The sequence below is a fragment of the Agrobacterium sp. 22-210-1 genome, assembly GCF_053522525.1.
Window position 1 is genome coordinate 384,866 of the sequence record NZ_JBNWCI010000003.1, and the last position, 26,244, is coordinate 411,109.

Annotated in this window: 26 protein-coding genes and 2 pseudogenes; 14 read left to right on the plus strand and 14 right to left on the minus strand. The window is 61.1% G+C overall.

The annotated features are described in order from the left end of the window. Window positions 1-108 precede the first annotated feature (108 nt). Window positions 109-504, minus strand: a complete 396-nt coding sequence (locus ACQZ5F_RS20080; RefSeq protein ID WP_312359383.1) for a (R)-mandelonitrile lyase — start codon at window positions 502-504, stop codon at window positions 109-111. Between the two features lie 306 nt (window positions 505-810). Here ACQZ5F_RS20080 and ACQZ5F_RS20085 point away from each other — a divergent pair, with 306 nt between their 5' ends. From ACQZ5F_RS20085 to ACQZ5F_RS20135, 11 genes and pseudogenes are all read left to right on the plus strand, one after another. After that, the gene (locus ACQZ5F_RS20085) at window positions 811-1,833 is read left to right on the plus strand and encodes a substrate-binding domain-containing protein (protein ID WP_444562117.1); all 1,023 of its coding nucleotides are present in this window, start codon (window positions 811-813) and stop codon (window positions 1,831-1,833) included. 136 nt (window positions 1,834-1,969) lie between these two features. After that, window positions 1,970-3,463: a sugar ABC transporter ATP-binding protein gene (locus ACQZ5F_RS20090; protein ID WP_448730810.1), complete on the plus strand. Its 1,494-nt coding sequence runs from the start codon at window positions 1,970-1,972 to the stop codon at window positions 3,461-3,463. After that, on the plus strand, window positions 3,460-4,404 hold the full coding sequence (locus ACQZ5F_RS20095; RefSeq protein WP_046800969.1) for an ABC transporter permease: 945 nt from the start codon (window positions 3,460-3,462) through the stop codon (window positions 4,402-4,404). Before ACQZ5F_RS20090 ends, ACQZ5F_RS20095 begins: the two co-directional genes overlap by 4 nt. A gap of 1 nt (window position 4,405) precedes the next feature. Beyond that, entirely contained in the window at window positions 4,406-5,374 is a 969-nt protein-coding gene (locus ACQZ5F_RS20100) for an ABC transporter permease (RefSeq protein WP_052819224.1), read from the plus strand. A gap of 3 nt (window positions 5,375-5,377) precedes the next feature. After that, on the plus strand, window positions 5,378-6,400 hold the full coding sequence (locus ACQZ5F_RS20105; protein ID WP_225338362.1) for a LacI family DNA-binding transcriptional regulator: 1,023 nt from the start codon (window positions 5,378-5,380) through the stop codon (window positions 6,398-6,400). Window positions 6,401-6,433: 33 nt separating this feature from the next. Beyond that, window positions 6,434-7,483 (plus strand): sugar phosphate isomerase/epimerase family protein, encoded by a 1,050-nt coding sequence (locus tag ACQZ5F_RS20110; RefSeq protein ID WP_448730811.1) that lies wholly within the window; start codon window positions 6,434-6,436, stop codon window positions 7,481-7,483. Window positions 7,484-7,493: 10 nt separating this feature from the next. Further along, a complete protein-coding gene (locus tag ACQZ5F_RS20115) occupies window positions 7,494-8,663 on the plus strand; it encodes a Gfo/Idh/MocA family protein (protein WP_448730812.1) in 1,170 nt (389 codons plus the stop codon). Between the two features lie 129 nt (window positions 8,664-8,792). Then, window positions 8,793-9,647 (plus strand): sugar phosphate isomerase/epimerase family protein, encoded by an 855-nt coding sequence (locus ACQZ5F_RS20120; protein WP_046800965.1) that lies wholly within the window; start codon window positions 8,793-8,795, stop codon window positions 9,645-9,647. Window positions 9,648-9,664: 17 nt separating this feature from the next. Continuing rightward, window positions 9,665-10,702, plus strand: a pseudogene (locus ACQZ5F_RS20125) (GMC oxidoreductase); the annotation flags it as partial. Continuing rightward, window positions 10,702-11,260: pseudogene (locus ACQZ5F_RS20130) on the plus strand (gluconate 2-dehydrogenase subunit 3 family protein). The pseudogenes ACQZ5F_RS20125 and ACQZ5F_RS20130, both read left to right, overlap by 1 nt. A gap of 69 nt (window positions 11,261-11,329) precedes the next feature. Then, window positions 11,330-11,725, plus strand: a complete 396-nt coding sequence (locus tag ACQZ5F_RS20135) for a c-type cytochrome (RefSeq protein WP_448730813.1) — start codon at window positions 11,330-11,332, stop codon at window positions 11,723-11,725. 72 nt (window positions 11,726-11,797) lie between these two features. On the opposite strand, the gene ACQZ5F_RS20140 is transcribed toward ACQZ5F_RS20135, so the two are convergent. From ACQZ5F_RS20140 to nirK, 3 genes are all read right to left on the minus strand, one after another. Further along, window positions 11,798-12,499 carry a Crp/Fnr family transcriptional regulator gene (locus ACQZ5F_RS20140; protein ID WP_046800962.1) on the minus strand — a complete coding sequence of 234 codons (702 nt, stop codon included), beginning with the start codon at window positions 12,497-12,499 and terminating at the stop codon, window positions 11,798-11,800. Between the two features lie 149 nt (window positions 12,500-12,648). After that, window positions 12,649-13,566 (minus strand): SUMF1/EgtB/PvdO family nonheme iron enzyme, encoded by a 918-nt coding sequence (locus tag ACQZ5F_RS20145; protein WP_448730814.1) that lies wholly within the window; start codon window positions 13,564-13,566, stop codon window positions 12,649-12,651. Between the two features lie 111 nt (window positions 13,567-13,677). Beyond that, window positions 13,678-14,820, minus strand: coding sequence for a copper-containing nitrite reductase (gene nirK, locus ACQZ5F_RS20150; RefSeq protein ID WP_448730815.1), 1,143 nt, complete (start codon window positions 14,818-14,820; stop codon window positions 13,678-13,680). 236 nt (window positions 14,821-15,056) lie between these two features. Here nirK and ACQZ5F_RS20155 point away from each other — a divergent pair, with 236 nt between their 5' ends. Further along, on the plus strand, window positions 15,057-16,289 hold the full coding sequence (locus ACQZ5F_RS20155) for an NnrS family protein (protein ID WP_448730816.1): 1,233 nt from the start codon (window positions 15,057-15,059) through the stop codon (window positions 16,287-16,289). Between the two features lie 84 nt (window positions 16,290-16,373). On the opposite strand, the gene ACQZ5F_RS20160 is transcribed toward ACQZ5F_RS20155, so the two are convergent. The 8 genes from ACQZ5F_RS20160 to ACQZ5F_RS20195 form a co-directional block, all read right to left on the minus strand. After that, complete coding sequence (locus ACQZ5F_RS20160) at window positions 16,374-16,907, minus strand: DUF2249 domain-containing protein (protein WP_448730817.1); 534 nt, start codon at window positions 16,905-16,907, stop codon at window positions 16,374-16,376. Between the two features lie 78 nt (window positions 16,908-16,985). Next, entirely contained in the window at window positions 16,986-17,291 is a 306-nt protein-coding gene (locus ACQZ5F_RS20165; RefSeq protein ID WP_046800958.1) for a DUF2249 domain-containing protein, read from the minus strand. Between the two features lie 146 nt (window positions 17,292-17,437). Continuing rightward, complete coding sequence (locus tag ACQZ5F_RS20170; protein WP_448730818.1) at window positions 17,438-19,336, minus strand: VWA domain-containing protein; 1,899 nt, start codon at window positions 19,334-19,336, stop codon at window positions 17,438-17,440. 67 nt (window positions 19,337-19,403) lie between these two features. Then, window positions 19,404-20,216 (minus strand): CbbQ/NirQ/NorQ/GpvN family protein, encoded by an 813-nt coding sequence (locus ACQZ5F_RS20175; protein WP_052819307.1) that lies wholly within the window; start codon window positions 20,214-20,216, stop codon window positions 19,404-19,406. Between the two features lie 65 nt (window positions 20,217-20,281). Further along, window positions 20,282-21,628 (minus strand): nitric-oxide reductase large subunit, encoded by a 1,347-nt coding sequence (locus tag ACQZ5F_RS20180; RefSeq protein ID WP_046800956.1) that lies wholly within the window; start codon window positions 21,626-21,628, stop codon window positions 20,282-20,284. A gap of 24 nt (window positions 21,629-21,652) precedes the next feature. Further along, window positions 21,653-22,105, minus strand: coding sequence for a c-type cytochrome (locus ACQZ5F_RS20185; protein ID WP_046800955.1), 453 nt, complete (start codon window positions 22,103-22,105; stop codon window positions 21,653-21,655). 178 nt (window positions 22,106-22,283) lie between these two features. Further along, window positions 22,284-22,574, minus strand: a complete 291-nt coding sequence (locus ACQZ5F_RS20190) for a hypothetical protein (RefSeq protein WP_448730819.1) — start codon at window positions 22,572-22,574, stop codon at window positions 22,284-22,286. A gap of 5 nt (window positions 22,575-22,579) precedes the next feature. Continuing rightward, window positions 22,580-23,113: a cytochrome c oxidase subunit 3 gene (locus ACQZ5F_RS20195; RefSeq protein ID WP_448730820.1), complete on the minus strand. Its 534-nt coding sequence runs from the start codon at window positions 23,111-23,113 to the stop codon at window positions 22,580-22,582. Window positions 23,114-23,250: 137 nt separating this feature from the next. Between ACQZ5F_RS20195 and ACQZ5F_RS20200 the strand changes: the two genes are divergently transcribed. Together ACQZ5F_RS20200 and ACQZ5F_RS20205 are read left to right on the plus strand one after the other, a co-directional pair. Continuing rightward, the gene (locus tag ACQZ5F_RS20200; protein WP_003520964.1) at window positions 23,251-23,406 is read left to right on the plus strand and encodes a hypothetical protein; all 156 of its coding nucleotides are present in this window, start codon (window positions 23,251-23,253) and stop codon (window positions 23,404-23,406) included. Between the two features lie 12 nt (window positions 23,407-23,418). Then, window positions 23,419-24,096, plus strand: a complete 678-nt coding sequence (locus ACQZ5F_RS20205; protein WP_448730821.1) for an NnrU family protein — start codon at window positions 23,419-23,421, stop codon at window positions 24,094-24,096. A 4-nt stretch (window positions 24,097-24,100) separates the two neighbouring features. Here the strand turns inward: ACQZ5F_RS20205 and ACQZ5F_RS20210 are convergent, their stop codons facing one another. Then, on the minus strand, window positions 24,101-24,691 hold the full coding sequence (locus ACQZ5F_RS20210) for a UbiX family flavin prenyltransferase (RefSeq protein WP_448730822.1): 591 nt from the start codon (window positions 24,689-24,691) through the stop codon (window positions 24,101-24,103). Then, window positions 24,688-26,214: a UbiD family decarboxylase gene (locus ACQZ5F_RS20215; RefSeq protein WP_448730823.1), complete on the minus strand. Its 1,527-nt coding sequence runs from the start codon at window positions 26,212-26,214 to the stop codon at window positions 24,688-24,690. Before ACQZ5F_RS20215 ends, ACQZ5F_RS20210 begins: the two co-directional genes overlap by 4 nt. Window positions 26,215-26,244 lie beyond the last annotated feature (30 nt).

Consider the following 26,244-nt stretch of genomic DNA (forward strand, 5'->3'; position numbering starts at 1 on the left):
CCTGAAATATTTCGGTCTTTCCGGGTTTGGCCATCACCGCCCTTCGTTCGGCGGATGATGCGGACGTGCCTGTTTCAGGCGGGTAACTGTCCCCCCGGAATGGCGGTGTCAGCCGCCATATTGGTCGTCCGTCACCTTCTCCATCCAGTCCACCACCTTGCCGTCCTTGACTTCCTGAAGTGCGATATGGGTCATGGCGACATTGGGAGCCGCGCCGTGCCAGTGCCTTTCGCTGGGTGCGAACCAGACGATATCGCCGGGACGGATTTCTTCCACCGGACCACCCTCGCGCTGCACGCGGCCAAAGCCGGAGACGACGATCAGTGTCTGGCCCAATGGATGGGTGTGCCAGGCGGTACGAGCGCCGGGCTCAAAGGTGACCTGTGCACCCTGAACCCGCTCCGCATCGAAGGGATTGAACAGCGGATCAATGCGGACCGTGCCGGTGAACCAGTCCTCGGGTCCCTTGGCGGATGCCCGGGTTCCTGCGCGCAATATTTCCATGGTCATTCTCCTGATTGGAATCGTGTGGTGATTTGAGGCGGGAATTCCCCTGTTGTCCACAGGGGTGTTCAAACCTGATCGGGCGGAGAGGCTGCAGACATTTTTGAAGCCACCGGCTTCGATCATTTTGAAGGGTTATCGCACTCTTTTGCGCGTATTTTGCGACACTGTCAGCATTGATTTTGCCTTCCTTCCAGACGCCGCGAGAAAAATCGCGCTCGGGATTGACTCGATTATGAAAACGGTTACATTCGCTCATGTAAACGGTTTCATTGGTTAAAAACCGTGCTTGGAGGAGCAAATTTCATGTTTAGACATTTGATGGCTGCCGCCGCTTTGGTGCTGGCGGCCGGCACGTCGGCGTACGCCCAGGAGCAGAGCTTCAAGATCGGTCTTTCCAACTCGTTCGTCGGCAGCGAATGGCGCACGCAGATGATCGAGGAAGCCCAGGCTGCCGCAAAGGCGTGGGGCGAAAAGGGCGTCAAGGTTGAAGTCGTCGTTCAGAGCGGCAATGTCGATGTGCAGGGGCAGATCGGTCATATCCGCAATTTCATGAACCAGGGCGTTGATGCGATCCTCATCAATCCCGGTAGCCCGACGGCTTTCGATCCGATCTTCGCACAGGCCAAGGCACGCAACATTCTCGTCATCGCAACCGACGCCGAAGTGTCCTCGAAGGATGCGCTCTATGTCGGCATCGACCAGAAGGCTTGGGCGGCGCAGTCCGCGCAATGGCTTGCGGATGCGCTGAAGGGCAAGGGAAGCATCGTCGCCATCAACGGCATCGCCGGCAACCCCGCCAACGAAGCCCGCGTCGCCGGTTATCGCGAAGTGTTCAAGAAATACCCTGACATCAAGGTGCTGAACGAAGCCAATGCGAGCTGGGATCAGGCGCAGGGCCAGCAGGCCATGCAGAACCTGCTTGCCACCTATCCCGATATCAGCGGCGTCTGGGTGCAGGACGGCATGGCAGACGGCGCATGGCGCGCAATCGAAGCCGCCGGCAAGACCAAGGACATTGCAGCGACCGGTGAAATCCGCAAGGACTTCATGACCCGCTGGGAAAAGGAAAAGTTCAACTCCGGCGCTTCGGTCAATCCTCCCGGCGTCATGGCCAGCGCGCTCAACGTCGCTGTCCTGAAGTTGCAGGGCAAGGAATTCAAGGAAGGTGTTTTCGGCGGCACCTATGGTAACGCCATCTATATTCCGATCCCCTTCGTCAGCAACGATAACCTCGCGGACAACATCAAGTCCGCCGAAGGCAAGCCGGGCTACTGGTCCGTCACGGCAACAGTGACGCCGGAGCAGGCTGGCGAGTTCTTCAAATAAGACCGGCTTCGGGCTGGCGGTCCTTTGCCAGCCCGAATTTCGCAATTCGAGTGCGGGTTTCAGGTGAGAACCACTGGTTCTTTTCCGCGTCCGCCAGTGATGAAGCATAATGACAAGCACAATTCGGGGACATGCGATGGCGAACGCTCTGGAAGCGGCCGGCATAACGAAGAATTTTGGCGCGGTTCGCGCGCTTTCCGACGGCAGGCTGACAGTTGGTCGCGGTGAAATTCACGCATTGCTGGGCGCCAATGGCTGCGGCAAGAGCACGCTCTGCAAGATCGTTGCGGGTGCGGTGGCTCCAACCAGCGGCACCATCAGGTTCAACGGCGAAAACGTGCGCTTCAAAAGCCCGCGGGACGCCGAAAATGCCGGTATTGCGCTGTTTTATCAGGAACTCAGCCTTATTCCGCAGCTTTCCGTCGCCGACAATATTTTCCTCGGGCGCGAGCCGAAACGCGGCGTCTTTGTCGACGGCAAGGCGCTGAAGGCCGAAGCAGCCAGGTTGATTGCGCTGTTTGACGGGGTTGCAGGCAAAGGGCTGGAGCCGGATGCGATTGTCGGCAACCTGCCGCCCGATCAGCGCCAGCTCGTCGAAATCCTCAAGGTCTTCGCCCAGAATGCCAGCCTGATGATCATGGACGAGGCGACGGCGGCGCTCGATGGCCGCCAGTCCCAGCGTTTTTTCGAGATACTTCGGGCCAAGAAGGCCGACGGTATATCCACCATCATGATTTCCCACCGTCTCGACGAGGTTTTCGCCGTCTGCGACCGCATCACAGTGATGCGCAACGGCGCGACGATTTCCGAACTCGATACGGCGGCAACCACGCGCGAAGCTGTGGTGCATGACATGGTTGGCGATGTTCGGGCCGCTCCTGCCCGTCAGAACGGGCGTTCGGCTGCTGCACCGAGCCTGAAGCTTACGGATGTGGCGGGTGAGGGCGTTCGCGGTGTCACTCTCGAAGCTTATCCGGGCGAAATCGTCGGTCTGGCCGGCCTGCAGGGGCAGGGCCAGTCGGCGCTGCTGAAGGGCCTGTTCGGCGCCAGCCCTTTCGCTGCTGGGCAAATCCGGTTCGAAGGCCGTGAACTCACTATCGGCAAGCCTTCACAGGCGGTTCACAATGGTTTTGCCTATGTGTCCGGCGATCGCGGTCGCGATGCCTCGCTTCAGGGTCGGTCGATCTTCGAAAATCTCGTCGCCGCGCTGATGGTGCGCGAGAAGATGCGGCTGGTCCGTCCCGCGACGCTGAAGCCACGGGTGCAGAAGGTCGCGGATGACATGAAGACGAAGTTCGCCGGCCTGGATATGCCGATCGGCACGCTTTCGGGCGGCAACCAGCAGAAAATCTTCATCTCCCGCTGGCTCGCCACCGCGCCGAAACTGCTGCTGCTCGACGATCCGACCAAGGGCATCGATCTAGGCGCAAAAGCAGATCTCTTCGCCCTGATGCGGCAGCAGGCCGATGCCGGCGCGACAATCCTTCTTTACTCCTCTGAAGATGCGGAAATCCTCGAATATGCCGACCGCATTCTTGTGTTCAACGGTGGGCGCATTTCTGCGGAACTGACCGGAGCCGACATGACATCCGTAAACATGACCCGCGCCGCTTATGGAGATGCCGCATGAGCGCCTCCGGTTTTCTGCGCAGGCAGCCATGGGTCATCACCCTCGTCGTTCTGGCGCTTCTCATCGCCGTGAATACGTTCCTGCAACCGTCCTTCGTTCAGCCCTCCGTGCTGCAATCGAACCTGACGACGTTTCTGCCGCTGATCCTGGTCGCCATCGGCCAGACCTATGTCATTCTGGCGGGAGATATCGATCTGTCGGTCGGCAGCATCGTGGCGCTTGCCAATGTCGTCACCGTCAGCGTCATCGCCGCACTTGGCGGCACGACGGGCGCCGTCTTTGCCGGCATGGCGGCGGGTGCGGCTGTCGGGCTGCTCTGCGGATTGGTCAATGGCCTCTTCATATCCGGCCTGCGCTTCCAGCCAATCGTCACCACCTTCGCAACCGGCATCATCTTCGCCGGGCTGGCGATCTGGGTGCTGCCGCAGGCCGGTCTTCCGGTGCCGGAAGCCTATTGGCAGACCTATTCCGGCAGCTTCATCGGCTTGCCCTTCGTGCTGTGGGTGCTGATTGGGGGCATTGCCTTCACCCTCATCGTGTCGCGTATTCCGTTTCATACGCACCTGTTGGCCGTTGGTGGCAATCGCACCGGTGCCTTCCAGACGGGCCTGCGCCTCTCGGGCATCCGCATCGGCGCCTACATGATCTCCGGTCTGTTTTCGGCGCTGGCGGCGCTGTGCCTGACGGGAGAGACCGCTTCTGGCGACCCGTTGCTAGGCGCAAGTCTGGCGCTCTCCTCCATTTCGGCCGTGGTTTTGGGCGGCACCGCACTTTCGGGCGGCTTCGGCAGCTCGACAGGGTCGATCGCCGGCGCGCTGGTGCTCGGCATGATCGGTAATGTGATTTTCTTTGCGGGCCTACCTTTCGAGTACCAGACACTGGTGCAGGGTTTGATCGTGCTGACGGCGCTGGCCGGCGGTGTTCTGGTGACGAGGCGTTGATATGACCAATCCCGGCTTGCAACTCAAATCTATCGTCACCGATCCCCTGACCATCGCCATTGGTGCATCGGTCTTCCTGCTTCTGGTCGGCGAACTGCTGTCCCCCGGCTTCGCGCAAGGCTCGCAGATCGTGCGGCTGCTGACGATTGCCGCCATTCTCGGCATCGTCGCGGCGGGCCAGAACCTCGTCATCCTCGGTGGACGCGAAGGTATTGATCTTTCCGTCGGCGCGATGATCTCGCTCGGCGCCGTCCTTGCCGGCAATATGATGAACGGCCAGAATGCGGGCATTCCGCTCGCCATTCTCGTCGCAGGCGGCATTCCCTTCCTGATCGGTCTGATCAACGGTCTCGGCATCACCTTTGTGCGCATTCCGCCACTGGTCATGACGCTTGGCATGACGGCGGTGATCCAGGGCGGGTTGGTCGTTTATTCGCAGGGCGTTCCCTCCGGTGCTGCCGCACCGCTGCTGGCGGGCTTCATCAACCGTCCGCTCATTTTCGGTATTCCCGGCGTGCTTTTCGTCTGGCTGGGCATTGCCGCGATCATGCTGTTCGTGCTGCGCCGCACGGCCTTTGGCTTCGCCATCTATGCCATCGGCTCGAACGAGCGGGCGGCGACGCTCACCGGTTTGCCCGTGTCGCTGATCCGTACGCTGCTTTATGGCCTCTCCGGTCTGTTTGCCGGGCTGACCGGCGTCTGCGTGATCGGTTACACCGGCACCTCCTTCATCTCCGTCGGCGACCAATATGTGCTTCCGTCGATCATCGCTGTTGTCATCGGCGGCACCTCGCTTGCCGGCGGCGCGGGTGGATATGTCGGAACCATGGCCGGGGCGGTTGCGCTCACCATTCTGCAAAGCGTACTGATAACGCTCAACCTCGATGTATGGGCACGGCAGATCATATTCGGTGTCACGTTGCTAGCGCTGATGCTGCTTTATGGCCGCCAAAAGCAGTTGCGTGTGTGACAGATGAGCAAAGACCAAGGTTCGAATATCAGGGAAGTGGCAGCTCTCGCGGGCGTTTCGATCGCGACCGTATCGCGGGCGCTGCAACAACCCGACAAGGTTCGCCCGGAAACCCGGAAGAAGGTTTTCGATGCCGTGCGGCAGGCGAACTTCGTTCCCAATGCGCAGGCCGCGAGCTTCCGGCGTCAATCCAACAACACCGTCATCCTTCTCGTTCGCGATATCGGCAACCCGTTTTATCTCGAAATCTACAAGGGTGTTGAGGAAGCGGCGGGCGAAGCGGGCTTCAAGGTGCTGATGGGCGATGCCCGCAACGACGAGAACCGCGTGGCGACCCACATCGACATGGTACGCCAGAAACATGCCGATGGCCTGATCCTGATGACCGGACAGTTTCCCGCCGAGCTTCTCGATCAAGGCGACGCGCTGCCGCCGATCGTCATCGCGTCGGAAACGGTGCCCGGCCTCGCGCTGCCCACCGTCAAGGTGGACAACCGTGCCGCCTCCATGAACGCCATGCGCCACCTCATCGAGGCGGGACATCAAAGGATCGTGCATCTGGCCGGTCCGGTTCCGGAAAGTCTGGCGCAGGAGCGTTTCGATGGTTATCGCGCGGCACTTGCCGAAGCGGGCATTGCTTATGCCGACGAACTTGTCGTGACGGGCGATTACAGCATCGAGGCCGGCCGTCAGGCGATTGGCAGCCTTCTCGAAGGCGGCATTGCCTTCACCGCGATTTTCGCCTCGAGCGACCAGATGGCGATTGGCGCGATCAGCGAGTTGCGTGCGCGTGGCGTTTCGGTTCCGGCCGATGTCTCCGTCATCGGCTTCGACGATATCATTTTCGCCAATGCCTTCGAACCGCCGCTGACGACGGTGCGCCAGCCCCGGCAGGAAATGGGCCGCAGGGCCATGGCGCTGATGGTGGATCGCCTGAACGGAAAACGCACGGCTGAAACCATCGTGCTGGATACGGAACTGGTGGTGCGCGGCTCGGTCGCGCCCTGCCGCCCGCCGCATCGGTAGCGGCCAGACTGTGAATGCAAGGAGTGTAAGGACATGAAGACGATCAAAGGCCCGGCGATTTTCCTCGCGCAATTTGTCGGGGACAAGGCCCCTTTCGACACACTCGACAATCTCGGCCAATGGGCGGCTTCCCTCGGTTACAAGGGCATTCAGGTGCCGACCGATCCCAAGCTCTTCGATCTTGAGAAAGCCGCTGCATCCAAGACCTATTGCGACGATATCAAGGGCCGTCTGGCGGAAATGGATATCGAGATCACCGAGCTTTCGACCCATATTCAGGGCCAGCTCGTCGCCGTCCATCCCGCCTACGACGAGATGTTCGATGGTTTTGCACCTGCCGAACTGCGTGGAAAACCGCAGGCGCGGCAGGAATGGGCGGTCAACCAGCTGAAATATGCGGCGAAAGCCTCGCAGCATCTTGGCCTCAAAAGCCACGCGACTTTCTCCGGGGCGCTTGCCTGGCCCTTCGTTTACCCATGGCCGCAGCGCCCGGCCGGTCTTGTCGAAATGGCCTTTGCCGAACTTGGCAAGCGCTGGACACCTATTCTCGATGCCTTCGAGGAGAATGGCGTCGATCTCTGCTACGAGTTGCATCCGGGCGAGGACCTGCATGACGGCGTTACTTTCGAGCGCTTTCTCGAGGTCACCGGCAATCACTCGCGCGCCAACATCCTCTACGATCCCTCCCACTTCGTCCTTCAGGCGATGGACTATCTCGATTTCATCGACATTTACCACGAGCGCATCCGCGCCTTTCACGTCAAGGATGCCGAGTTCAATCCGACCGGCCGTTCCGGCGTTTATGGCGGTTATCAAAACTGGGTCGACCGGCCGGGACGTTTCCGCTCGCTGGGCGACGGGCATGTCGATTTCGGCGCGGTGTTTTCCAAGCTCACCCAATATGATTTCGACGGCTGGGCGGTGCTGGAGTGGGAATGCGCGTTGAAACATCCGGAAGACGGCGCGCGCGAAGGCGCTGGCTTCATTGAAAACCACATCATCCGCGTGACCGAGCGGGCCTTCGACGATTTCGCCAAAAGCGGTGTCGATGATGCCGCCAACCGCCGCCTTCTCGGTCTCTGAAAGGAACATCATGTCCTCCACAACAGCAAAATTTAACAGCCGCCGCATCCGTCTCGGCATGGTCGGTGGTGGTCAGGGCGCCTTTATTGGTGCCGTGCATCGCATCGCGGCCCGGCTGGATGACCGCTACGAACTGGTGGCCGGCGCGCTTTCTTCCGATGCTGCGCGTGCTGCCGCTTCGGCAACCCTGCTCGGCATTGCACCGGAGCGTTCCTACGCCTCGTTCGAGGAAATGGCAGCGGCCGAAGCCGGCCGGGAAGATGGCATCGAGGCAGTCGCCATCGTCACGCCAAACCATCTGCATTTCGCCCCGTCCAAGGCCTTTCTCGAAGCCGGCATCCACGTCATCTGCGACAAGCCGGTTACCGCGACACTGGAGGAGGCGAAGGCACTGGCCGAGATCGTCAGGGCATCCGACAGCCTGTTCGTTCTGACGCATAATTACACCGGCTATGCGATGCTGCGGCAGATGCGCGAGATGATCGCTGATGGCTCCATCGGCAAGCTGCGCCACGTTCAGGCCGAATATGCGCAGGACTGGCTGACCGAAGCGGTTGAAAAGACCGGTGCCAAGGGCGCGGAATGGCGCACCGACCCCAGCCGTTCCGGCGCGGGCGGGGCAATCGGCGATATCGGCACCCATGCCTTCAACGCTGCCGCCTTCGTTACGGGCGAAATCCCCGCGAGCCTTTATGCCGATCTGACCTCTTTCGTTCCGGGCCGGCAGCTGGATGACAGCGCCAATATTCTGCTGCGCTATGCAAGCGGCGCGAAAGGCATGCTCTGGGCGAGCCAGATCGCGGTCGGCAATGAAAATGCGCTGTCGCTCAGGGTCTATGGCGACAAGGGCGGGCTTGAATGGCACCACAGGGTGCCAGACGAGCTGTGGTTTACGCCTTACGGGGAGCCGAAGCGGCTTATCACCCGCAACGGTGCGGGTGCCGGTGCGGCCGCCAACCGTGTCAGCCGCGTGCCGTCAGGGCACCCGGAAGGATATCTCGAGGGTTTTGCGACGATTTACCGCGAAGCCGCAGACGCAATCATCGCAAAAAGGGAGGGAAAGACAGCTGCCGGGGAGGTGATTTACCCCGGCATAGAGGACGGCCTTGCGGGTCTCGCATTCATCGATGCGGCCGTTCGGTCCAGCCGGACCTCGTCCTGGGTCGGGATCGACATCTAGACCACTGGATATCGGGGACTGACGACGCAGGGCACAGGAGGTGGTGCCCGGCATAACCCGGCCAGAAGGCCGGGAAAGGCGTGGGCACACGTGTCGTCACATTGATCAAACGGAAAGGGAGTTACGCGTTTGAAAACGTTCAAGTCAAAATTCGCAAGCATGGCAGCCGTTGTCGCATTGGCGGCCGGCATCGCAAACCCGGTTCTGGCGCAAGACAGCAAGACGCTGCCGATTGCCGCGCAGATGTACACATTGCGTAATGCGGGAACACTTGAGGAGCAGCTTGCCATCCTCAACCGCGCGGGCGTTTCGGCCGTGGAAACGGTGGATATGCAGAAGGTCAGCGCCAGCGAACTGAACGCGCTGCTGGAAAAGCACAAGATCAAGGTCATTTCCTCGCATGTGCCGATCGACAAGCTGCGCGGCAACCTCGATGAGGTCATCACCGAGCAGAAAGCCGTCGGAAATCCGGTCGTCACCGTACCGTTCCTGAAGCCCGAAGACCGGCCGAAGGATGCCGCAGGCTGGACCGCCTTCGGCAAGGAACTTGGCGGCTATGCCGACAAGCTTTCCGCGGCGGGCCTTTCCATGGCCTATCACAATCATGATTTTGAAATGGTCAAGTTCGACGGCAAGACGGCGCTTGAGCTGCTGCTTGATGCGGCCGGCCCCAAGCTGCAGAGCGAACTCGATGTCGCCTGGGTGGCGCGCAGCGGCAATGATCCCGCCCAGTTTCTCGGCACATTGAAGGGCAAGGTTTTTGCCATCCACGCCAAGGACAATGCACCGGCCGGCACGGCGGAAAACGAGCGCGGCTTTGCCACACTCGGCACCGGCGTTCTCGACTGGAAGGCAATTCTGCCGGCGGCCAAGCAGGCCGGCGTCAAGTGGTTCATCCTTGAACACGACCTTCCGCTCGATGCCGAAGCTGTCGTGACCAAGGGCAACGCGTTCCTCAACGAACGCCTGCCGACCCTTCAGTAATCACTGCCAGTAAACCAAAACCGCGCACGCGCTGTCAGTTCCGTAACAAGTGTCGGCTGGGCTGTCCCTTCGGCGGCTATTTCAGCACGCAGGCATCGACCCTGCCTGCGGCGGTCGCTACCGGCAATCTCACCCTTCGGCCTTTCTCCATCGTCAAGGAAATCCTCTACGACAAGGACACGAAGAAGGCGCGCGGTGTTGAGATCATCGATGCCGAAACCAACCTGACCTATGAATACACCGCCGACATCATCTTCCTCAACGCCTCGACGCTGAACTCGACCTGGGTGCTGATGAATTCGGCCACCGATGCCTGGGAAGGCGGCCTCGGCAGCAGCTCCGGCGAACTCGGCCACAACGTGATGGACCACCATTTCCGCATGGGCGCGACCGGCCAGGTGGAAGGCTTCGAGGACTTCTATTTCAAGGGCCGCCGCCCTGCGGGCTTCTACATTCCGCGTTTCCGCAACACCGGCGACGACAAGCGCAAATACCTGCGCGGTTTCGGTTATCAGGGCTCCGCCAGCCGTTCGCGCTGGGAGCGGGAGATCACCGAACTGAATATCGGTGCCGATTACAAGGAGGCGCTGACCGAGCCGGGCGGCTGGACCATCGGCATGACCGCCTTCGGCGAAATGCTGCCCTATCACGACAACCGCGTGAAGCTGGATCATGAGAAAAAGGACAAATGGGGCCTGCCGGTCCTGTCCATGAATGTCGAGATGAAGCAGAACGAACTCGACATGCGCGAAGACATGGTCAATGACGCCGTCGAGATGTTCGAGGCGGTCGGCATCAAGAATGTCAAACCCTCCAGGGGCAGTTACGCCCCCGGCATGGGCATTCACGAAATGGGAACGGCCCGTATGGGGCGCGACCCGAAAACCTCCGTCCTCAACGGCAACAACCAGGTCTGGGATGCACCCAACGTCTTTGTCACTGACGGCGCCTGCATGACCTCGGCCTCCTGCGTCAACCCGTCTCTGACCTATATGGCGCTGACGGCGCGTGCGGCTGATTTTGCCGTCTCCGAACTGAAGAAGGGGAACCTGTGATGAACAGACGCGAACTGCTGAAACTGATAGCCATCGCCACTGGCCTTCCGCTGATCGGCGCGGATGTGTTGACTGCTGCGGAGAATGCCGCAAAGCCAGCCGGCGGCAGCCATGTGTTCAGCCCGGAGGATATCCGGTTTCTGGATGAGGTGGCGGAAACCATCATTCCCTGCACCTCCACGCCGGGCGCGAAGGATGCCGCTGTCGGCATTTATGGCGGTTTACGCGGCCGATTGTTATACCGACGAGCAGCGGGCACTTTTCCTTTCGGCAATCCCCGAGATCGAAAAGCGCAGTCAGGCCGAACACAAAAAGGCTTTTGCGGATTTGACGCCAGAGCAGCGGCAGACGTTGCTTGCCACGCTGGACAAGCAGGCGAAGGCGGAACAGACGCCGGCAAAACCGCACGCCTTCACGCTGGTCAAACAGCTGACGCTGCTCGGTTTCTTCACCTCGAAGATCGGCGCAACGGAAGTTCTCGTCTACGACGAGATTCCCGGCGGTTTCGAAGACCGCGTTCCCTACAAGAAGGGCACGCCCGCCTGGGGCACGACCTGAAGAGAGAACTGTTGGCCCGTCCGCATTTTCAGACGGGCCACACTCGAGCGGCAAGACAAGGATGACACGATGCGCAGTACAATCATCATCGCGGCGGCTATGCTGACCGCAAGCACCGTTCCCGCTCTTTCTGAGGGCGATGTTGCCAAGGGGGAGGCGGTCTTCAAGCGCTGTTCCGCCTGCCACGCCATAGGCGAGGGCGCGAAAAACCGGGTTGGCCCGCAGCTTAACGGCATCATTGGTCGCGCAGCGGGCAGCGTGCCCGACTATAATTATTCGAGCGCGATGAAAAAAGCGGGCGAGGACGGTCTCGTCTGGACACCGGAAGAATTGCGGGATTTCCTGAGCGCGCCGAAAAAGAAAATACCCGGAAACAAGATGGCGCTGGCCGGCATCAGCAAGCCGGAAGATCTGGACAATCTCATCGCCTATATCGAAAGCGCGGCTTCGAAGCCGGTTGAGTGAGGGCGGCGGGACTACCCGCTCGAGGCGCGGCTCTTGGCGAAGGCCAGACGCATGGCGGCAGGCCCCTGCGCGCTATACCTGGCTTGCTTCGCCTTCCGCCAGCTGGGCAAGGCCCGGCAGATTGCAGACGAGAAGCTTCTGCCGTCCTCCCTGCACCAACCCCTTGGTTTCCCAGCTGCTGAGAATGCGTGAGACCGTGTGCAGCGTCGTGCCGGTCATCTCGGCGATATCCTGCCGCGAGATCGGGAAATCGATACGGATGCCGTCTTCCTCCTTGCGTCCGGCCTGCTGCGAAAGGCGCAGCACGGCATGAGCCACCCGGCGCTCCACTTCCTGCGTTGACATTTCGCGGATGCGCGTATGGGCTTCCTCGAGACGCTGGCCGATGGTCTGCATGGCGGAAACGGCGAGATGCGGGTTCTGTTCGACGAATTGCGGCCAGAGGTCCGTTTGCCACGACAGGATCACGCTTTCGGCAGCCGTGGTGGCTGTGCCGGGATAATCGGACCGTTGCAGTGCTCTTGCGAAACCGAAGAGATCACCGGGATGCACCATGCGCACGATGATCTGCTGGCCATCATGGGTCACCTGGGTCACCTTCAGGCGGCCGTGGATGAGCAGGAAGAAATGCGTGGCCGATTGGCCCTGCTCGAAAATGGCTTCGCCCGGCGGCACCAGCCGGGATGTGGCGTGGGTCAGCAGTCCGTCCAGCTCATCGTCGGCCATCTTGGCAAACAAGGCCAGCGACCGGATGACGCTTCGGTCAATCTTCACTTGCACCCTCTCCGGTGATCGGACGACCCTCAAGGTGATTGCATTGGCAATCGAGGAACGGCCTTTTCTGTATTGTCAGCATACAGCACTATCACCGGCGGCAGAAGATCAAATGATATGAATCAAGCACTTGTTTTAATTGATGATTGTCAAGAAAACAGGGTAGTGGCGCGAAGCTTTTCGAGAAGCGGCGCGTACCAGCGTGTGTCTCTCACGAGCCTGAACCCGAGATTATCAGGCGGCACGCCGACGGCACATCCGCCGCTTTTGGGGTTTTTGACGAAGGCGCTCATCGCCGCCCGGTGTTTTCCCGAGGCGACGGGAATGCCGCAGGAGGCGACGCTATCGATCGCCTCACCATCCTTGCCGAGCGTCACACGGTGGCTGCAGCTCGAGGTCCATTCCCAGACATTGCCACCGAAATCGGCAAGGCCATATTCGTTTTCGCCGAAGCTGCCATAGGATTGCGGAACGGGATTGCCAGAGGCCTTGCGACTGGTCTGCCGCTCATAATCGGCCAGCCAGCGTAAAGCCGGGTTTTCACTGTCCGCGGCGACACCGAGTGTCTCGTCCGGGAAAAGCGACCCGGCGGCAAAGGCGAGTTCAGCGTCGGTCGGTAGGCGCCAGACAACGCCTGTCCGCTCACTTAGCCACTTTGCATAGGCGCGGGCGTCGTCCTGGCTGATGCCGGTTGCCGGTATTTCGCCGCCGACCGGAGCCGCAAAGCCGGGTTCCGGCTGCTGGCAGCCGCCCTCCGCCACGCAGCGCGCATAATCCGCGCTCGATACCTGATATTTCATGATCGTCAGATTTTGCCGCATCGCCACGTCGACCATCGGTCCATCGACGGCATAACCATTGCGGAAATATTCGCCCTCCGCCCGGTATGTGAAATGCCCGGCGGGCACGGTGACGACCTGCGGTGCCGTCATGGCCGCGCGGTCATCAGCGCCGCTGCGGATGATCCCGGACTGGAAACCGATGGCCGTTGCCAGCAGCGTTGCAATGGAGAGCGGCAAAAGAAGCGAGACGGCATTTGGGAAGTGGCTGTTGCCGGGAATGCCCATGGGAACCTGCCTGCGTCGAGAAGACGCCAAAGTTCGGGCCTGCCTTCAGGCCGCGGAGAGCAGAAGGGGAAGCGCGCCGCGACCGTTGTCGGCGGCGCGCCTCCGTCTGTGTCAGATGCTCGAGGGGGCGAGCACCGCCTGCATCAGGGTGTTGTTCCACTCACCGGTCACCTTGAAGTGAGCGGCTGCACCCAGCTCGAAGGCCTCAATGAGGTTGTGGTTGACATAGGCATAGATGCCGGGCTGCTCGAAGGTGTAGAAGGCAGCGCCCGCCGTGCCGCCGGGAATGAACCAGGTTTCCTGGTCGAGATCCGGCGGGTTGCGGAATTTGCCCGTCGCCCAGACATAGTCGCCATGGCCGCCGATGAGATGCGGGCGGGTATCACGGTTTGCCTGCGAATGGACGATCAGCACCTTTTCACCAACGGCGGCCTGAAGGGCATGTTCCCCCGTCAGGGCGCCGACTGCACCGTTGAAGACGATGTGGGTTGGCGTCAGCTTGCGCATCACCTCCAGCGTGTCGGCCATGGCGTCGCCGGCGCTTTCATATTTCTTGAAATTGCCGTTCTCGTCCCGGGGAATGTAGAAGTCCTGCTCGCCGACATAATAGACCTTGTCATAAACAAGCTCCTTGCCGTGGCCGTCCGTCAGGCCCTCACGCGGCAGCACCATGATCGCGCCATTCATGCCCGAGGTAACATGCCACGGCACCATGCCGGGAGGTGCGCAGTGATAGACGAAGACGCCGGCCTTGGTGGCCTTGAAGCGCAGGATCGCCTTTTCACCGGGGTTGACGATGGTGAGCCCGCCGCCGCCGAGCGCGCCGGTGGCCGAGTGGAAATCGATATTGTGCTGCAGCTCGTTGGTATCGGGGTTGATGAGGGTCAGCTCGACATAGTCGTCCTGATGCACCACCATCAAGGGGCCGGGAACCGAGCCGTTGAAGGTCATGGCGTGGACCTCGGTGCCCTTGTCGTCGAGAACCATTTTCTGCTCTTTGATCGTGAGCGTGAACTCGACGATCTTCGGTCCGTCTTCGGCTTTCTGCGTGTGGGCGTGAACGAAGGGCGGTTTGACGAGGTCAACCTTTACGCGAGGTAGCGCTGCAATCTCCGCGCTCGTCAATGGCTTTGCCGCGGCCTTCTTTTCCTCTGCCGCGCCCGCTGCCGATGGCATGATGACGGGAGCTATCGCCCCTGCAAATGCTGCGCCTGCGAGAATATTACGCCGTGTGATGTGGAAGGTTTCCGTCATCATTTTTCTCCTATCCCTCTTGGGGCAGAGCATGTTTCGCTCTGTCACAGCATTTGTAGCGGAGGGACGGAAATACAATTTGAGATGGAGCAAACTTCGCTTCCGGCACCCTGCGACATTTTGGCAGGCGGCTGAAGGCTGCTGCGGAGGCGTCACACCTCCTCTTTGCCTGTTCGCAAAGAAGCCGGACGGGCTTGGGTCTAGACATATGTCAAGACCAAACCAGGAGCATTATAATGAGTGGCAGCGAAACCGTTCTCACCGAAGGGCGCAGCCGGCCAAAGGGCGGCATTCCAAGAGGGCTGGGGCGCACCGGCCCGGTTATCTTTTCTTACGGCTTCCGGCCGTTTTTCCTCGGCGGCGCCATCTGGGCCATCGTGGCGATGGTGTTGTGGATCGCAGCCCTTTCCGGCTTCATCGACATTGGCGGGGACTATAGTGCGCCGAACTGGCATGCCCATGAGATGCTGTTCGGTTTCGCTTCGGCGGTGCTGGCCGGTTTTCTTTTGACGGCTGTGCCGAACTGGACGGGGCGACTGCCGGTATCGGGCAAACCGCTGGTCTGGCTGTTTGCGCTCTGGTGTGCTGGCCGGCTTTTCCTGCTTGTGCCGGACACGGTGGGCGTGGTCACCGCCGCAGCCGTGGACGGGCTTTTCCTGCCGGCGCTTCTCACGATCTGCGCGCGCGAGGTCATTGCCGGGCGCAAATGGAAAGACCTGAAGGTGCTGGGCGGGCTGCTGGCGCTTTCCCTCGCCAACATCATATTCCACGTTGCGGCGATTGGGGGCGATCATAGCCAGATCGCGACCCGCCTCGCGGTCTCGGCCTATACCGTGCTTGTCATTATCGTCGGCGGCCGCATCGTGCCGAGTTTCACCCGCAACTGGCTGAACCGGTTCGGCCGCACGGATTTTCCCGTGCCCTATAACGGCTTCGATACAGCCGCTATCCTGACCGGTATCGCGGCGCTGGCCGTCTGGACAATAGAATCCGAGAGCATCGTGGCAGTGCCAACGGCGCTTCTGGCCGCGTTCATGCATGCGGTGCGCCTGATCCGCTGGCGTGGCTGGACGACATGGCCGGAGCAGGTGCTGGTGGTGCTGCATGTGGCCTATGCCTTCATTCCCGTCGGTTTCATCACCATTGCGCTGGCGGCGCTTGACGTGATGGACACGCGCTCCGTCCTGCATGTCTTCACCGTCGGCGTTATCGGCTGCATGATGCTTGCGGTGATGACGAGAGCGAGCCTTGGCCATACCGGACGCAAGCTCGCTGCCAGCAGGGTCACTATTGCCGCTTATGTGGCGCTGATCGCCTGTGCGCTCTTGAGACCTGCGGCCGAGTTCTTCCCCGGCGCGATGATGCATCTTTATGCCTGCTCGGCGTTTCTCTGGGTCGCGGGCTTTGGTCTGTTCTGCTTCGAATACGGCCCGATCCTGATGCGCGAGCGCAAACCGCTGAAAGCCTAGAAGGCTTGCTTGCGATACTGCCAGAAACGAAACGCCCCGGAGGTAATTTCCGGGCGTTTCGGTTTCGGGGATTTGATATCTGGCTTAATGCGCGCCGGCGCCGGCGCGGATGAAGATGCGAAACGCCGTGCGCGCCTCGTCGAAATTGCCGGCCCATTGATGGCCCCGGGCCAGAAGCTCCGGGTAAAGAAAGGTCGGCTCCTGCGGCATCAGCACGAAGATCACGGCGCCCGGCGGAAGACGGTCGAGCGCTGTAAGCGTACGGCTCGCCTGGCCTTTGGCCGTCTCGTCGCTGAGGTCGAGATAGATGACCGGGTCCGGCCATATCTGCGGCTCCTCGGCATTGCCCGCAAGCGCCGGCGAAACGGAAATCTGTTCGGTTTCAGCGGATTGCGGCGTGAACAGCACTTCCCAGTCGCCACCGCCGATTTCCCTGACCTGATGGTCGAAACCGCGCTCGGCCATCACCTTGAACAGCGGAACGGGCCGGAAGGTGGCGTATAAGCGCAGCGCCTCACCGGGAGCAAGCCCGGCCACGGCTTCCATGATGGCCGGAAAAGGCTCGCCGCCGCTCAGTAAAAGCGGCCGGACATCGAGTTCCCTGATCATTTCCGTCATTGCATCACCTCGTCTGTCGGCTGGCGGCGGCATGGGCCGTCCGCCAGAGGTCTTTTCACCACACCGCCCGGGCAGGGGTCAATGTTCGGATCCGCAGCAGCATTCGCAGCCAGACATATCGTCCTCGGAACCTTCGGCCTGTTCTTCCAGCCGGCCGATATCGAGACGCCAGACTTCAGGGCCCTGTTCGAGATATTCCCAGCCGAACTGGCCGGGGAAATTGGTGGCGAGCTGGTAAAGCAGCGGACGGGGATCGTGATCACTGGTGATCTGCAGCGATTGCCCCTCGGTCAACGCGCCGAGCGCACCGAAAATGCGCGGATGGCGCTCGCGATGCGGAATGATGCGCACATCGATATTGGTTGCGGATTGGGCTTCGGACATAGGCTGGCTCCATGGCCGCGAATACTGAAATGTCCGGCGGTGCGGCCGGCCGGCGGACTGGAAAAACCTATCCGCCGTGCCGTTGGGAGACATTGTCGCCGCGCAAACAAACCTGAGATTCGTCAGGTTCGTCTGCGCGACATGCTTCAGCTCGCAAGGCTGCGATAGATCGCCGGCAGCGCCGATGGCAGCTTGGCGATCCTGCTGACGATGGCATAACCGTTCTGGCCGAACATGGCCGGAATATAGGATTGCGCCTTGCTGTCGACCGTTACGCCGAAGACGCTGACGCCCGAACGTCGCGCCTCGGAAACCGCGCGACGGCTATCCTCTATGGCGAAGCGGCCCTCGTAATGATCGACATCGTTCGGCTTGCCATCCGTCAGCAACAGAAGCAGCTTGCGGCGCTCCGGCCTTTCGCGCAATTTCGCACTGGCGTGGCGGATGGCCGGGCCGATGCGGGTGTAGAAGCCGGGTTTCAGCGCTGCAATGCGACGCTCGACAGTGTGGCCCATCGGCTCATTGAAATCCTTCACCGTTTCCACCCGCACCCAGGAACGGCGGCGGGAGGTGAAGGTCAGGATGGAGTGGCTGTCGCCGCAGGCCGAAAGCCCGTGGGCAAGCACCAGCAAGGCTTCCTTTTCCACGTCGAGAACCCGGCGATTGTCGAACCAGGCATCGGTCGACAGCGATACGTCGACGAGGATCGTCACGGCAAGATCATGCGCCTGCGGACGGCTTGCCATATGAATGCGGTCGCTGCCCTGTCCTCCGGCGGCGATATCGCTTCTGGCGCGAACCACCGCGTCAAGATCGAGATCATTGCCGTCAAGCTGGGCTCGCAGCATCTCGTGGCGTGGCCTCAGCACCTCGAACTGCCGCCTGACCCGGCGGATGAGGCTTTTGGTGTCCGGGCCGGGTTCCGGTGCCGTCTCGGCGTCTTTCGCCGGTCCGGCGATCACCCGGCAATGGTCGGCGAGATAGGTACCGCTGCGATAATCCCATTCGGGATAGGTCAGCTCCGCTGTCAGCGGGGTATGGTTCAGTGCTTCAGGCGGCAGGTCGAGATCGAAGCGGAAGCGGGCGGAAGGCCGCCCCTTTCTTTCACCCAGCGTCATATCGTCAAGCTCGTCCGCCGCGCTGCCGTCGGCATCGTCGCTATCGTCACCCGGACGGTCGACATTGACCATCTCGGCCATGGCGAGGATTTTTTCGAAACGGTTGAGGATGAAGGGGCTGCGTTCGGTCTGGCGGTTCTCGGCCTTTTCGCGCACGGCGATATGGCGGGCCGCTTCCGCGCCCTGCGGCGCGGCGCCCGCTGCCGGCTGGTCTTCGCTCTGCCGAGCTTCGGAGGTTTCGCGCAGCAGGGTGTCCGGCCAGAGCGGAACAGGCAGCATCGGTAAGTAGCGTGGCGGCGCTTTTTCCGGAAGAATGATGGGCGGCGGATAGCCCTCGATACCTGCCGCATCGGCCAGCAGGGAAAGCACCCGTTGTTCCACCTGCTGCTCGGCCTGCGGCAGCGGCCGCTTCTGCCGCACCGCGAGCATGGCGGCGCATAGCCGGCGATAGCGGGTCTTCATGCCGGGAAAAGCACGGGTTACGGTCTCCGCCAGTTCTGTGGCGCGGTCGAGCCGGGCAAGATCGTTGCGCAGCGGATCGGCAACCACGACCGGTTCAAGTGGCATCAGCGCCATGGCGGCGGCGAGCCAGAGATAGAGATCGCGGTTGAGGCGGCGGTCGGGAAATAGATCCAGCACCGGCGGCAGCATCAGCGTGGCGTGATCGCGCCCGGGCTGGGCCAACTTTTCTTCGCCAAGGCCCATGCGCTGGCGCAGCCTCAGCCGGTGTGTGGAGGTGCGGGCGCGGGCAGGGGCGATCTGCACCGCATGTTCACCGCCAAAACCGCGGAAACAGATGGCCAGCACGGCCTGCATCTCCTCCAGCTTCACGGCATGATCCAGGAAGCGCAACCATGTGCCGGTTTCGCCGATCAGCCTGTGCCAGGCGCGGCCGACGGTTTCTTCCAGTTCCAGAAAGTCCAGCATGGTTTATCCTCATGGCATCGGACCGGACTGCGCGGGGCCGCGCAATCCGGTGTGGATATCAAAGCGCCTATCGAATGATCGCATCCGCGACTTCATGCAGCGCGGCTTTCACATCCGGCTCGTCGGTCAGCGGTTCGATCATGGTTGCGCGCACGGCCTGGCGGGCGGGAAGGCCCGTATCGATGAGGCTGGCGCAATAGACGAGCAGCCGGGTGGAAACGCCTTCTTCCAGATCGTGGCCCTTCAGGCCGCGCAGCCGGTGGGCAAGATCAACAAGCGGCTCGACATCGCGCGCATCCAGCCCGCTTTCATGCGAAACGACGGCGATTTCCTGCTCCTTGGGCAGAAAGTCGAATTCGATGGCGACGAAACGCTGGCGGGTGCTGGGTTTCAGGCTTTTCAGAAGGTTCTGGTAGCCGGGGTTATAGGACACCACGAGCATGAAGCCGGAGGGCGCTTCCAGCACCTCGCCGGTGCGCTCCAGCGGCAGGATGCGGCGGTCGTCGGTGAGCGGATGCAGCACAACCGCCACATCCTTGCGCGCCTCGACGATCTCGTCGAGGTAACATATGCCGCCCTGGCGCACGGATCGCGTCAGCGGGCCGTCCATCCACATGGTTTCGCCGCCTTTCAGCAGGTACCGGCCGGTCAGGTCGGCGGCGGCAAGATCGTCGTGGCACGAAACGGTGGAAAGCGGCAGGCCGAGTTTCGCCGCCATATGGCTGACGAAACGGGTCTTGCCGCAACCGGTCGGGCCTTTCAGCAGAAGCGGCAATTGCCGCACCCAGGCGCTTTCAAACAGCGTGCATTCATTGCCGAGCGGTGTATAAAAAGGCGCGTCCGGTTGCGGCTGCGGCGCGGGACGGAAAATCGTATTCATGGTCATCTCCATGGTTGGTGGCAAGGAACCGGCTCTCCGGGGGAAAAGGAGAGCCGGTCCGTTTCTCATTCGGCGGGCTGCACGAGGCGGGCAACGTCGCCCTGTTTCTGCTTGCCCGGTACCAGGATTGCCCAGATGAACATGACCGCCGAAATGAGAACCGCGAAACCGGAACCGAGACGGATCCAGTAGAAGATCGCCAGCTGGTCCTGCACATCCATGAAGCTTTCGCCCATGACCCGCTGCAGCTGGATCTGCACTACGCCGGCGAATGTCAGCGCGAAGGTCATGACCGACATGGCCGTGCACATGACCCAGAAGCTCGTCATCGAAAGCCACTGGTTGTAAGGCGCACGCTTTTTCATTTCCGGTATGGCGTAGGCCATCATCGCAAGGTTCAGCATCACATAGGCGCCGAAGAAGGCGAGGTGCCCGTGGGCGGCGGTGAGCTGCGTGCCGTGGGTGTAATAGTTCACCGACGACAGCGTGTGCAGGAAACCCCAGACGCCGGCGCCGAAGAAGGCCATGACCGAGCAGCCGATCGACCAGAGAAGGGCTGCGCGGTTCTCATGCTTGCGGCCGGCCTTCCAGGTCATGACGAAGGTGAAGATGACCATGGTGAAGAAGGGGGCCACTTCCAGTGTCGAGAACAGCGAGCCGATCCACTGCCAGTAACCCGGTGCGCCGATCCAGTAATAGTGGTGGCCGGTGCCGAGAATGCCCGAGAAAAGGGCGAGACCGACGATGACATAGAGCCATTTTTCCACCACTTCGCGGTCGATGCCATTGAGTTTGATCATCAGGAAGGCGAGGATCGAGGCCATGATCAGTTCCCACACGCCTTCCACCCACAGATGGATCACGTACCACCAGTACATCTTGTCGAGCGCGAGGTTCATGGGGTTGTAGAAGGCGAAGAGGAAGAAGATCGCCAGACCCCAGAGACCGAAGAGCAGGATGTTGATGACGGTGGTCTTGCGGCCCTTCAGCGCTGTCATGGTGATATTGAACAGGAACATCAGCACCACAAGGACGATGCCGACCTTGATGGCGAAGGGCTGTTCGAGGAATTCGCGGCCTTCATGGATGCGGAACATATAGCCGACCACGGCAACCGCGGCGGCCACAAGGAAGATCCAGAACTGCGCGATGGCGAGCTTGGGGCTGTAAAGCTCGGTTTCCGTCTCTTCCGGCAGAAGATAGAAGGTCGAGCCCATGAAGCCCATCAGCAGCCACACGACCAGCGCATTGGTGTGGATCATGCGCACGATGTTGAAGGGCAGAAGCTCGGAAAGCGTATTGGGCAGCACGTAGATCGTCGCGGCGACGACGCCGAACAGGATCTGCGCCACGAACAGCCCGATTGCGCCGTAAAAATACAGCATGGCGACTTTTTGCGTCTGGTATTTCATCTCGTCATCTCCTTGCCGTCAGCCTCAACCCGCATCGTTCGGCGGCCAGTTCTGTGTCTTGATCCGGCTCGTCCATTCGAGGAAATCGACGAGATCATCGAGTTCCTGTTCGGTGAGATTGAACTGCGGCATCTGGCGGCGGCCTTCGATGCCGGTGGGCTGGGCGGCCATCCAGGCCTTGATGGAATCGCGGGCCGTTTCCTTGTCTTCCACGCCGCCATAGCGCTTCCAGACATTGCCGAGTTCGGGCGCGAAATAGGCGCCTTCGCCGAGCAGCGTGTGACAGTTGATGCAGGAGTTTTTCTCCCACACGTGCTTGCCGCGCGCGACGCTTTCCGTCAGCGTGCTTTCATCCGTCGAGGTGGTGCGCATGTAATAATGGCTATGGGCGGTCAGCCCGACGAATATGGCGAAGAAGAAGATGGAGCCGCCGTAAAAGACGTTTCGCGCTCCTGTTTTGGTCAGGCGTTCTGCCATGCCAATGGTCCTTTCCATCCGGAAGACCGCTTATGCGGACTGGCTTGATCGAACCCTCTTGCCGGGATTTGCCAGCAGGCTGGCGGAATGCGGTGGGGTCTGAAGCCTTTCTAGCCGCTGGCCGCCGGCGTTCTTTGCCATTTGGCAAACAAGTGGAGAGGTGGTGTGGTCCGCCTCTTCAGATCGACAAAATGCCCTGCAGGAACGCCCGTAACAGGGCTGCGGCGGTAAAGATGGCCGGCCATGCCAGAAGCGCTGTGCGCAGCAGGCCACGCTCTTCGCGAAAGCTGAGAAAATCGTCGATGACGCGTCTGGATTTCATAAGTGCGAAAAGCAGCATCAGGCAGGCGGCGGCAACCGGCGGCAGAAGCGCCGCCTTCCACGATGTGACGACGGCCGTGCCGGCGAGAACGAGAATGGCGAGCACTGCAAAACTTCTTGCAAGCTGGTGGGAGGTGCGTTGGATCATGATTGTCAAACCAGATAGATGACGGGAAAAATGACGATCCAGACCAGATCGATGACATGCCACAGCGTCGTCACCAGCGTAACGTTCTCGTTTTTCGGCAAGACTGCGACGATGAACAGCAGCACGGCCACGAAGACGACATGCAGCAGGTGGAAGCCGGTGAGCAGGAAATAAAGCTCGAAGAACGCGCCATAGGCGGGATCGGAGGCGAAGGCGATTTCGGTGGAGTATTCATAGAGTTTTACGCCGACGAAAGCGAAGCCCAGCAGGCCGGCAAGCACAAGTGCCCGCCTTTTGCCCGGCAGCGCGGTGTGGCGGCTGGCCGCAACGGCCGCCTGCCAGCCGCTCGCCAGCAAAATCAGCGTATTGAGACCGGCAAGCTGCGGCTGCAGATGCTGGCGCGCGGCGGCGAAGGCCTCGGGATTGAGGGCGAAGGCGACGATGAATGCGCCGGTCAAAGCACCGAAGGCGGCAAGTTCGCTCCAGACCAGAATCCACAGGAGCAGGTTTCCGCTTTCCTCTTCCGTATTTGTCGCCATGGTCTTGTCCGTAATTGTAAAACAGCAAGCCACGCTTAGGCGTCCTCAAACCCCGCTTCTTTGCGGTCGGTCAAAGAAGGGAGCGCGCAAAGTCTTATTGTCCTGACAAAGCGCAACTCTGGAAAATGGAGCTTCCCATGAACGACGCACAGGTCGGGCTGATTGTCGCAACCCCTATTATTATTGGCTTTGCGGTGCTGTTGTACCGTATGGGAGTGTTGCAGCGCATGGGCGCGGTTTCCGCCGTGCTTGCCTCCGTGGCGATTGCGTCGGTGCTGTTCCTGAACCAGTGAGAAGACAGTTGGATGCTTGAACTTGTCGCCGCTCTTTCGCTCTTCGTGGCGCTGCATTCCACTCCCGCCGTACCTGCCGTGCGCGGCCGGTTGATCGCAGCCATCGGCAGGCCCGCTTATTTCGGGGCTTATTCCGCCGTCTCGCTTCTGACGCTGGGTTGGGTATTTTATGCCGCGCTGTCGGTCGAGTATATTCCGCTCTGGGATGTCGCGCCCTGGCAGGCGCATGTCACGTTTCTGGCAGCGCCGATTGGCCTGTTTTTCGTGCTGGCTGGCCTCCTCAGCGTCAATCCGCTCTCCATTTCCGTGCGGCAGGGAGATAAACCGGGGGCAATCGTGCGCATCACGCGGCATCCGGTGCTCGTCGGTTTCCTGTTCTGGTCGCTCGGCCATGTCGTGCCGAATGGCGATCTGCGTTCCGTCATCCTGTTCGGCGGTTTTGCCCTGTTTTCGCTTGGCGGAATGGCGATGACGGAAAAACGCGCGCGGAAAAGACTGGGTAATGCATGGAGCACGGCGGCTGCTAAAAACGCAACGATCCCTTTCGCAGCAATCCTTTCCGGCAAAACACGCCTCGCCGTGGACGGGCCGATGATACTAGCCGCGGCGCTGACAGGGTTGACGGTCTGGTGGCTGCTGGCCGGCGGCCATGCCATGCTCTTCGGCGCGGACCCCATGGCCTATTTCTGAAGAGTTACGACGTCTTCACCACATGCGGCTGCCATATCGGCGCCTGCGGTGCGGAGCTGATGCCGAGCTGATCAATGGCGCGGGCTGCGAGCTGATCGACAATATCGAAGACACTCTGCGGCCTGTTGTAAAAGGCCGGCACCGGCGGCATGACGATGGCGCCAGCCTCCGTCACCGTGCACATGTTGCGCAGATGGATGACATGCAGCGGCGTCTCGCGCGTCATCAGCACAAGTTTACGCCGTTCCTTCAGATGCACATCGGCGGCGCGGGTGAGGAGATTGTCCGAAAGCCCGGTTGCGATGGCCGCAAGGGTACGCATGGAGCAGGGGGCGACGATCATGCCGGCCGTTGGGAAAGAGCCGCTGGCAATCGCCGCGCCGATATCATCGACAGCATGATTGACGCTGGCGAGCGAAAACATCCGTCCCATGGCTTCCGCACCTTCCTCATGCAGCACGGTGCGTCTGGCAGATTGCGACAGGACGAGATGGATTTCGACACTTTTTATCGCCGCGAGTCGTTCGACGATGCGCAGCGCAATGCCGGCACCCGATGCGCCGGTGACGCCGACCACAACGCGGCAAGGGGTCATGGCCATTCTCCAAGGCCGAGGTCACGCCACATCAGATCCACCTTGGCGACGACGTCTGGCGTCATGGAGAGCACACGCCCCCATTCGCGCTCCGTCTCCGGCGGCAGCTTGCGGGTGGCGTCCAGCCCCATCTTGCCGCCAAGGCCGGCTTTCGGTGAGGCGAAGTCGAGATAATCGATCGGCGTATCGTCGATGATCGTTGTATCGCGCGAGGCGTCGAAACGGGTGGAAAGCGCCCAGATGACATCCGCCCAGTTGCGCACATCAATATCGGGATCGACCAGAATGATGAGCTTCACATAGCTGAACTGCGGTAACATCGACCACAAGCCCATCATCACCCGCTTTGCCTGGCCGGGATAACGCTTGTCGATGGAGGCGACCATGACGCGGTAGGAACAGGCCTCCGGCGGCATCCACAGCTCCACGATTTCCGCAAACTGCTTTTTCACGAGCGGCAGGAAAATCTCCAGCATGGCTTCGCCGAGAACCGAGGGCTCATCCGGCGGCCGGCCCGTATAGGTGGAAAGATAGATCGGGTCGCGGCGCATGGTGATGGCCGACAGCGTCATGACCGGAAAGGATTCGACCGAATTATAATAGCCGGTATGATCGCCATAGGGCCCTTCGAGCGCCGTTTCCGTTGCTGAGACGGTGCCTTCCAGCACGATTTCGGCATTGGCGGGTACCGGCATCGGCACGGTCAAGGCTCTGGCGATGCGGCTTTTCGAGCCGCGCAGCAGGCCGGAAAAACCAAGCTCGCTGATATGCTCGGGAAGCGGCATGACGGCGGAAAGAATAGTGGCGGGATCAGCGCCGATGGCGACGGTGACGGGCATATCCAGCCCGCGCGCCTGCCACTGGCGGTGGTGATGCGCGCTGCCGCGATGCGCCAGCCAGCGCATGATCACCCTGTCGGGCGCAAGCACTTGCATGCGGTAGATGCCGACATTGATATCGTCGGAGTCATCAGGCGAACGGGTGATAACCAGCGGCCAGGTGATGAGCGGGGCCGGTTCTCCCGGCCAGCACCATTGCACCGGCAGGCGGCCAAGATCGACCGCATCGCCTGTCAGTACCTTTTCCTGCACCGGTGCGCGTGCAACGTTGCGGGGCCGCATGGAAAGTGCTGCTCGCAGCAGGGGCAGCTTACCCCATGCCTCGGCCATGGATTTGGGCGGGCGCGGCTCGCGCAATTCGGCGAGCTTTTGTCCAAGCGCGGGCAGGCCGCCCGCTTCCAGCCCCAGCCCCCATTCGATCCGCTGCCGCGTGCCGAAGAGATTGGCAAGCAGCGGCATGTCCCGCACCTCGCCCTCATGGTCGACGGGTTGCTCGAACAGCAACGCCGGCCCACCATCGGCGAGCACGCGGCGGTGGATTTCGGTGATTTCGTGCACCAGCGAGACCGGCTGGCGGATTCGCCGCAGTTGCCCGCGTTCTTCCAGCAGCCGGACGAAACCGCGCAGATCGGCTGCGTGGGTGGGCTTCACCTCTGTCTTTGTGTCTGTCGGTTCGTCTCTCATGCCGCCTGTTTGCCGGTGGCGGTGCGGCAT

Bases quoted from the DNA above. Each gene is read 5' to 3' on its own strand.
- ACQZ5F_RS20080 (WP_312359383.1), bottom strand. From the start codon at position 504: ATGGAAATATTGCGCGCAGGAACCCGGGCATCCGCCAAGGGACCCGAG.
- ACQZ5F_RS20085 (WP_444562117.1), top strand. From the start codon at position 811: ATGTTTAGACATTTGATGGCTGCCGCCGCTTTGGTGCTGGCGGCCGGC.
- ACQZ5F_RS20090 (WP_448730810.1), top strand. From the start codon at position 1,970: ATGGCGAACGCTCTGGAAGCGGCCGGCATAACGAAGAATTTTGGCGCG.
- ACQZ5F_RS20095 (WP_046800969.1), top strand. From the start codon at position 3,460: ATGAGCGCCTCCGGTTTTCTGCGCAGGCAGCCATGGGTCATCACCCTC.
- ACQZ5F_RS20100 (WP_052819224.1), top strand. From the start codon at position 4,406: ATGACCAATCCCGGCTTGCAACTCAAATCTATCGTCACCGATCCCCTG.
- ACQZ5F_RS20105 (WP_225338362.1), top strand. From the start codon at position 5,378: ATGAGCAAAGACCAAGGTTCGAATATCAGGGAAGTGGCAGCTCTCGCG.
- ACQZ5F_RS20110 (WP_448730811.1), top strand. From the start codon at position 6,434: ATGAAGACGATCAAAGGCCCGGCGATTTTCCTCGCGCAATTTGTCGGG.
- ACQZ5F_RS20115 (WP_448730812.1), top strand. From the start codon at position 7,494: ATGTCCTCCACAACAGCAAAATTTAACAGCCGCCGCATCCGTCTCGGC.
- ACQZ5F_RS20135 (WP_448730813.1), top strand. From the start codon at position 11,330: ATGCGCAGTACAATCATCATCGCGGCGGCTATGCTGACCGCAAGCACC.
- ACQZ5F_RS20145 (WP_448730814.1), bottom strand. From the start codon at position 13,566: ATGGGCATTCCCGGCAACAGCCACTTCCCAAATGCCGTCTCGCTTCTT.
- nirK (WP_448730815.1), bottom strand. From the start codon at position 14,820: ATGACGGAAACCTTCCACATCACACGGCGTAATATTCTCGCAGGCGCA.
- ACQZ5F_RS20155 (WP_448730816.1), top strand. From the start codon at position 15,057: ATGAGTGGCAGCGAAACCGTTCTCACCGAAGGGCGCAGCCGGCCAAAG.
- ACQZ5F_RS20160 (WP_448730817.1), bottom strand. From the start codon at position 16,907: ATGACGGAAATGATCAGGGAACTCGATGTCCGGCCGCTTTTACTGAGC.
- ACQZ5F_RS20165 (WP_046800958.1), bottom strand. From the start codon at position 17,291: ATGTCCGAAGCCCAATCCGCAACCAATATCGATGTGCGCATCATTCCG.
- ACQZ5F_RS20170 (WP_448730818.1), bottom strand. From the start codon at position 19,336: ATGCTGGACTTTCTGGAACTGGAAGAAACCGTCGGCCGCGCCTGGCAC.
- ACQZ5F_RS20175 (WP_052819307.1), bottom strand. From the start codon at position 20,216: ATGAATACGATTTTCCGTCCCGCGCCGCAGCCGCAACCGGACGCGCCT.
- ACQZ5F_RS20180 (WP_046800956.1), bottom strand. From the start codon at position 21,628: ATGAAATACCAGACGCAAAAAGTCGCCATGCTGTATTTTTACGGCGCA.
- ACQZ5F_RS20185 (WP_046800955.1), bottom strand. From the start codon at position 22,105: ATGGCAGAACGCCTGACCAAAACAGGAGCGCGAAACGTCTTTTACGGC.
- ACQZ5F_RS20190 (WP_448730819.1), bottom strand. From the start codon at position 22,574: ATGATCCAACGCACCTCCCACCAGCTTGCAAGAAGTTTTGCAGTGCTC.
- ACQZ5F_RS20195 (WP_448730820.1), bottom strand. From the start codon at position 23,113: ATGGCGACAAATACGGAAGAGGAAAGCGGAAACCTGCTCCTGTGGATT.
- ACQZ5F_RS20200 (WP_003520964.1), top strand. From the start codon at position 23,251: ATGAACGACGCACAGGTCGGGCTGATTGTCGCAACCCCTATTATTATT.
- ACQZ5F_RS20205 (WP_448730821.1), top strand. From the start codon at position 23,419: ATGCTTGAACTTGTCGCCGCTCTTTCGCTCTTCGTGGCGCTGCATTCC.
- ACQZ5F_RS20210 (WP_448730822.1), bottom strand. From the start codon at position 24,691: ATGACCCCTTGCCGCGTTGTGGTCGGCGTCACCGGCGCATCGGGTGCC.
- ACQZ5F_RS20215 (WP_448730823.1), bottom strand. From the start codon at position 26,214: ATGAGAGACGAACCGACAGACACAAAGACAGAGGTGAAGCCCACCCAC.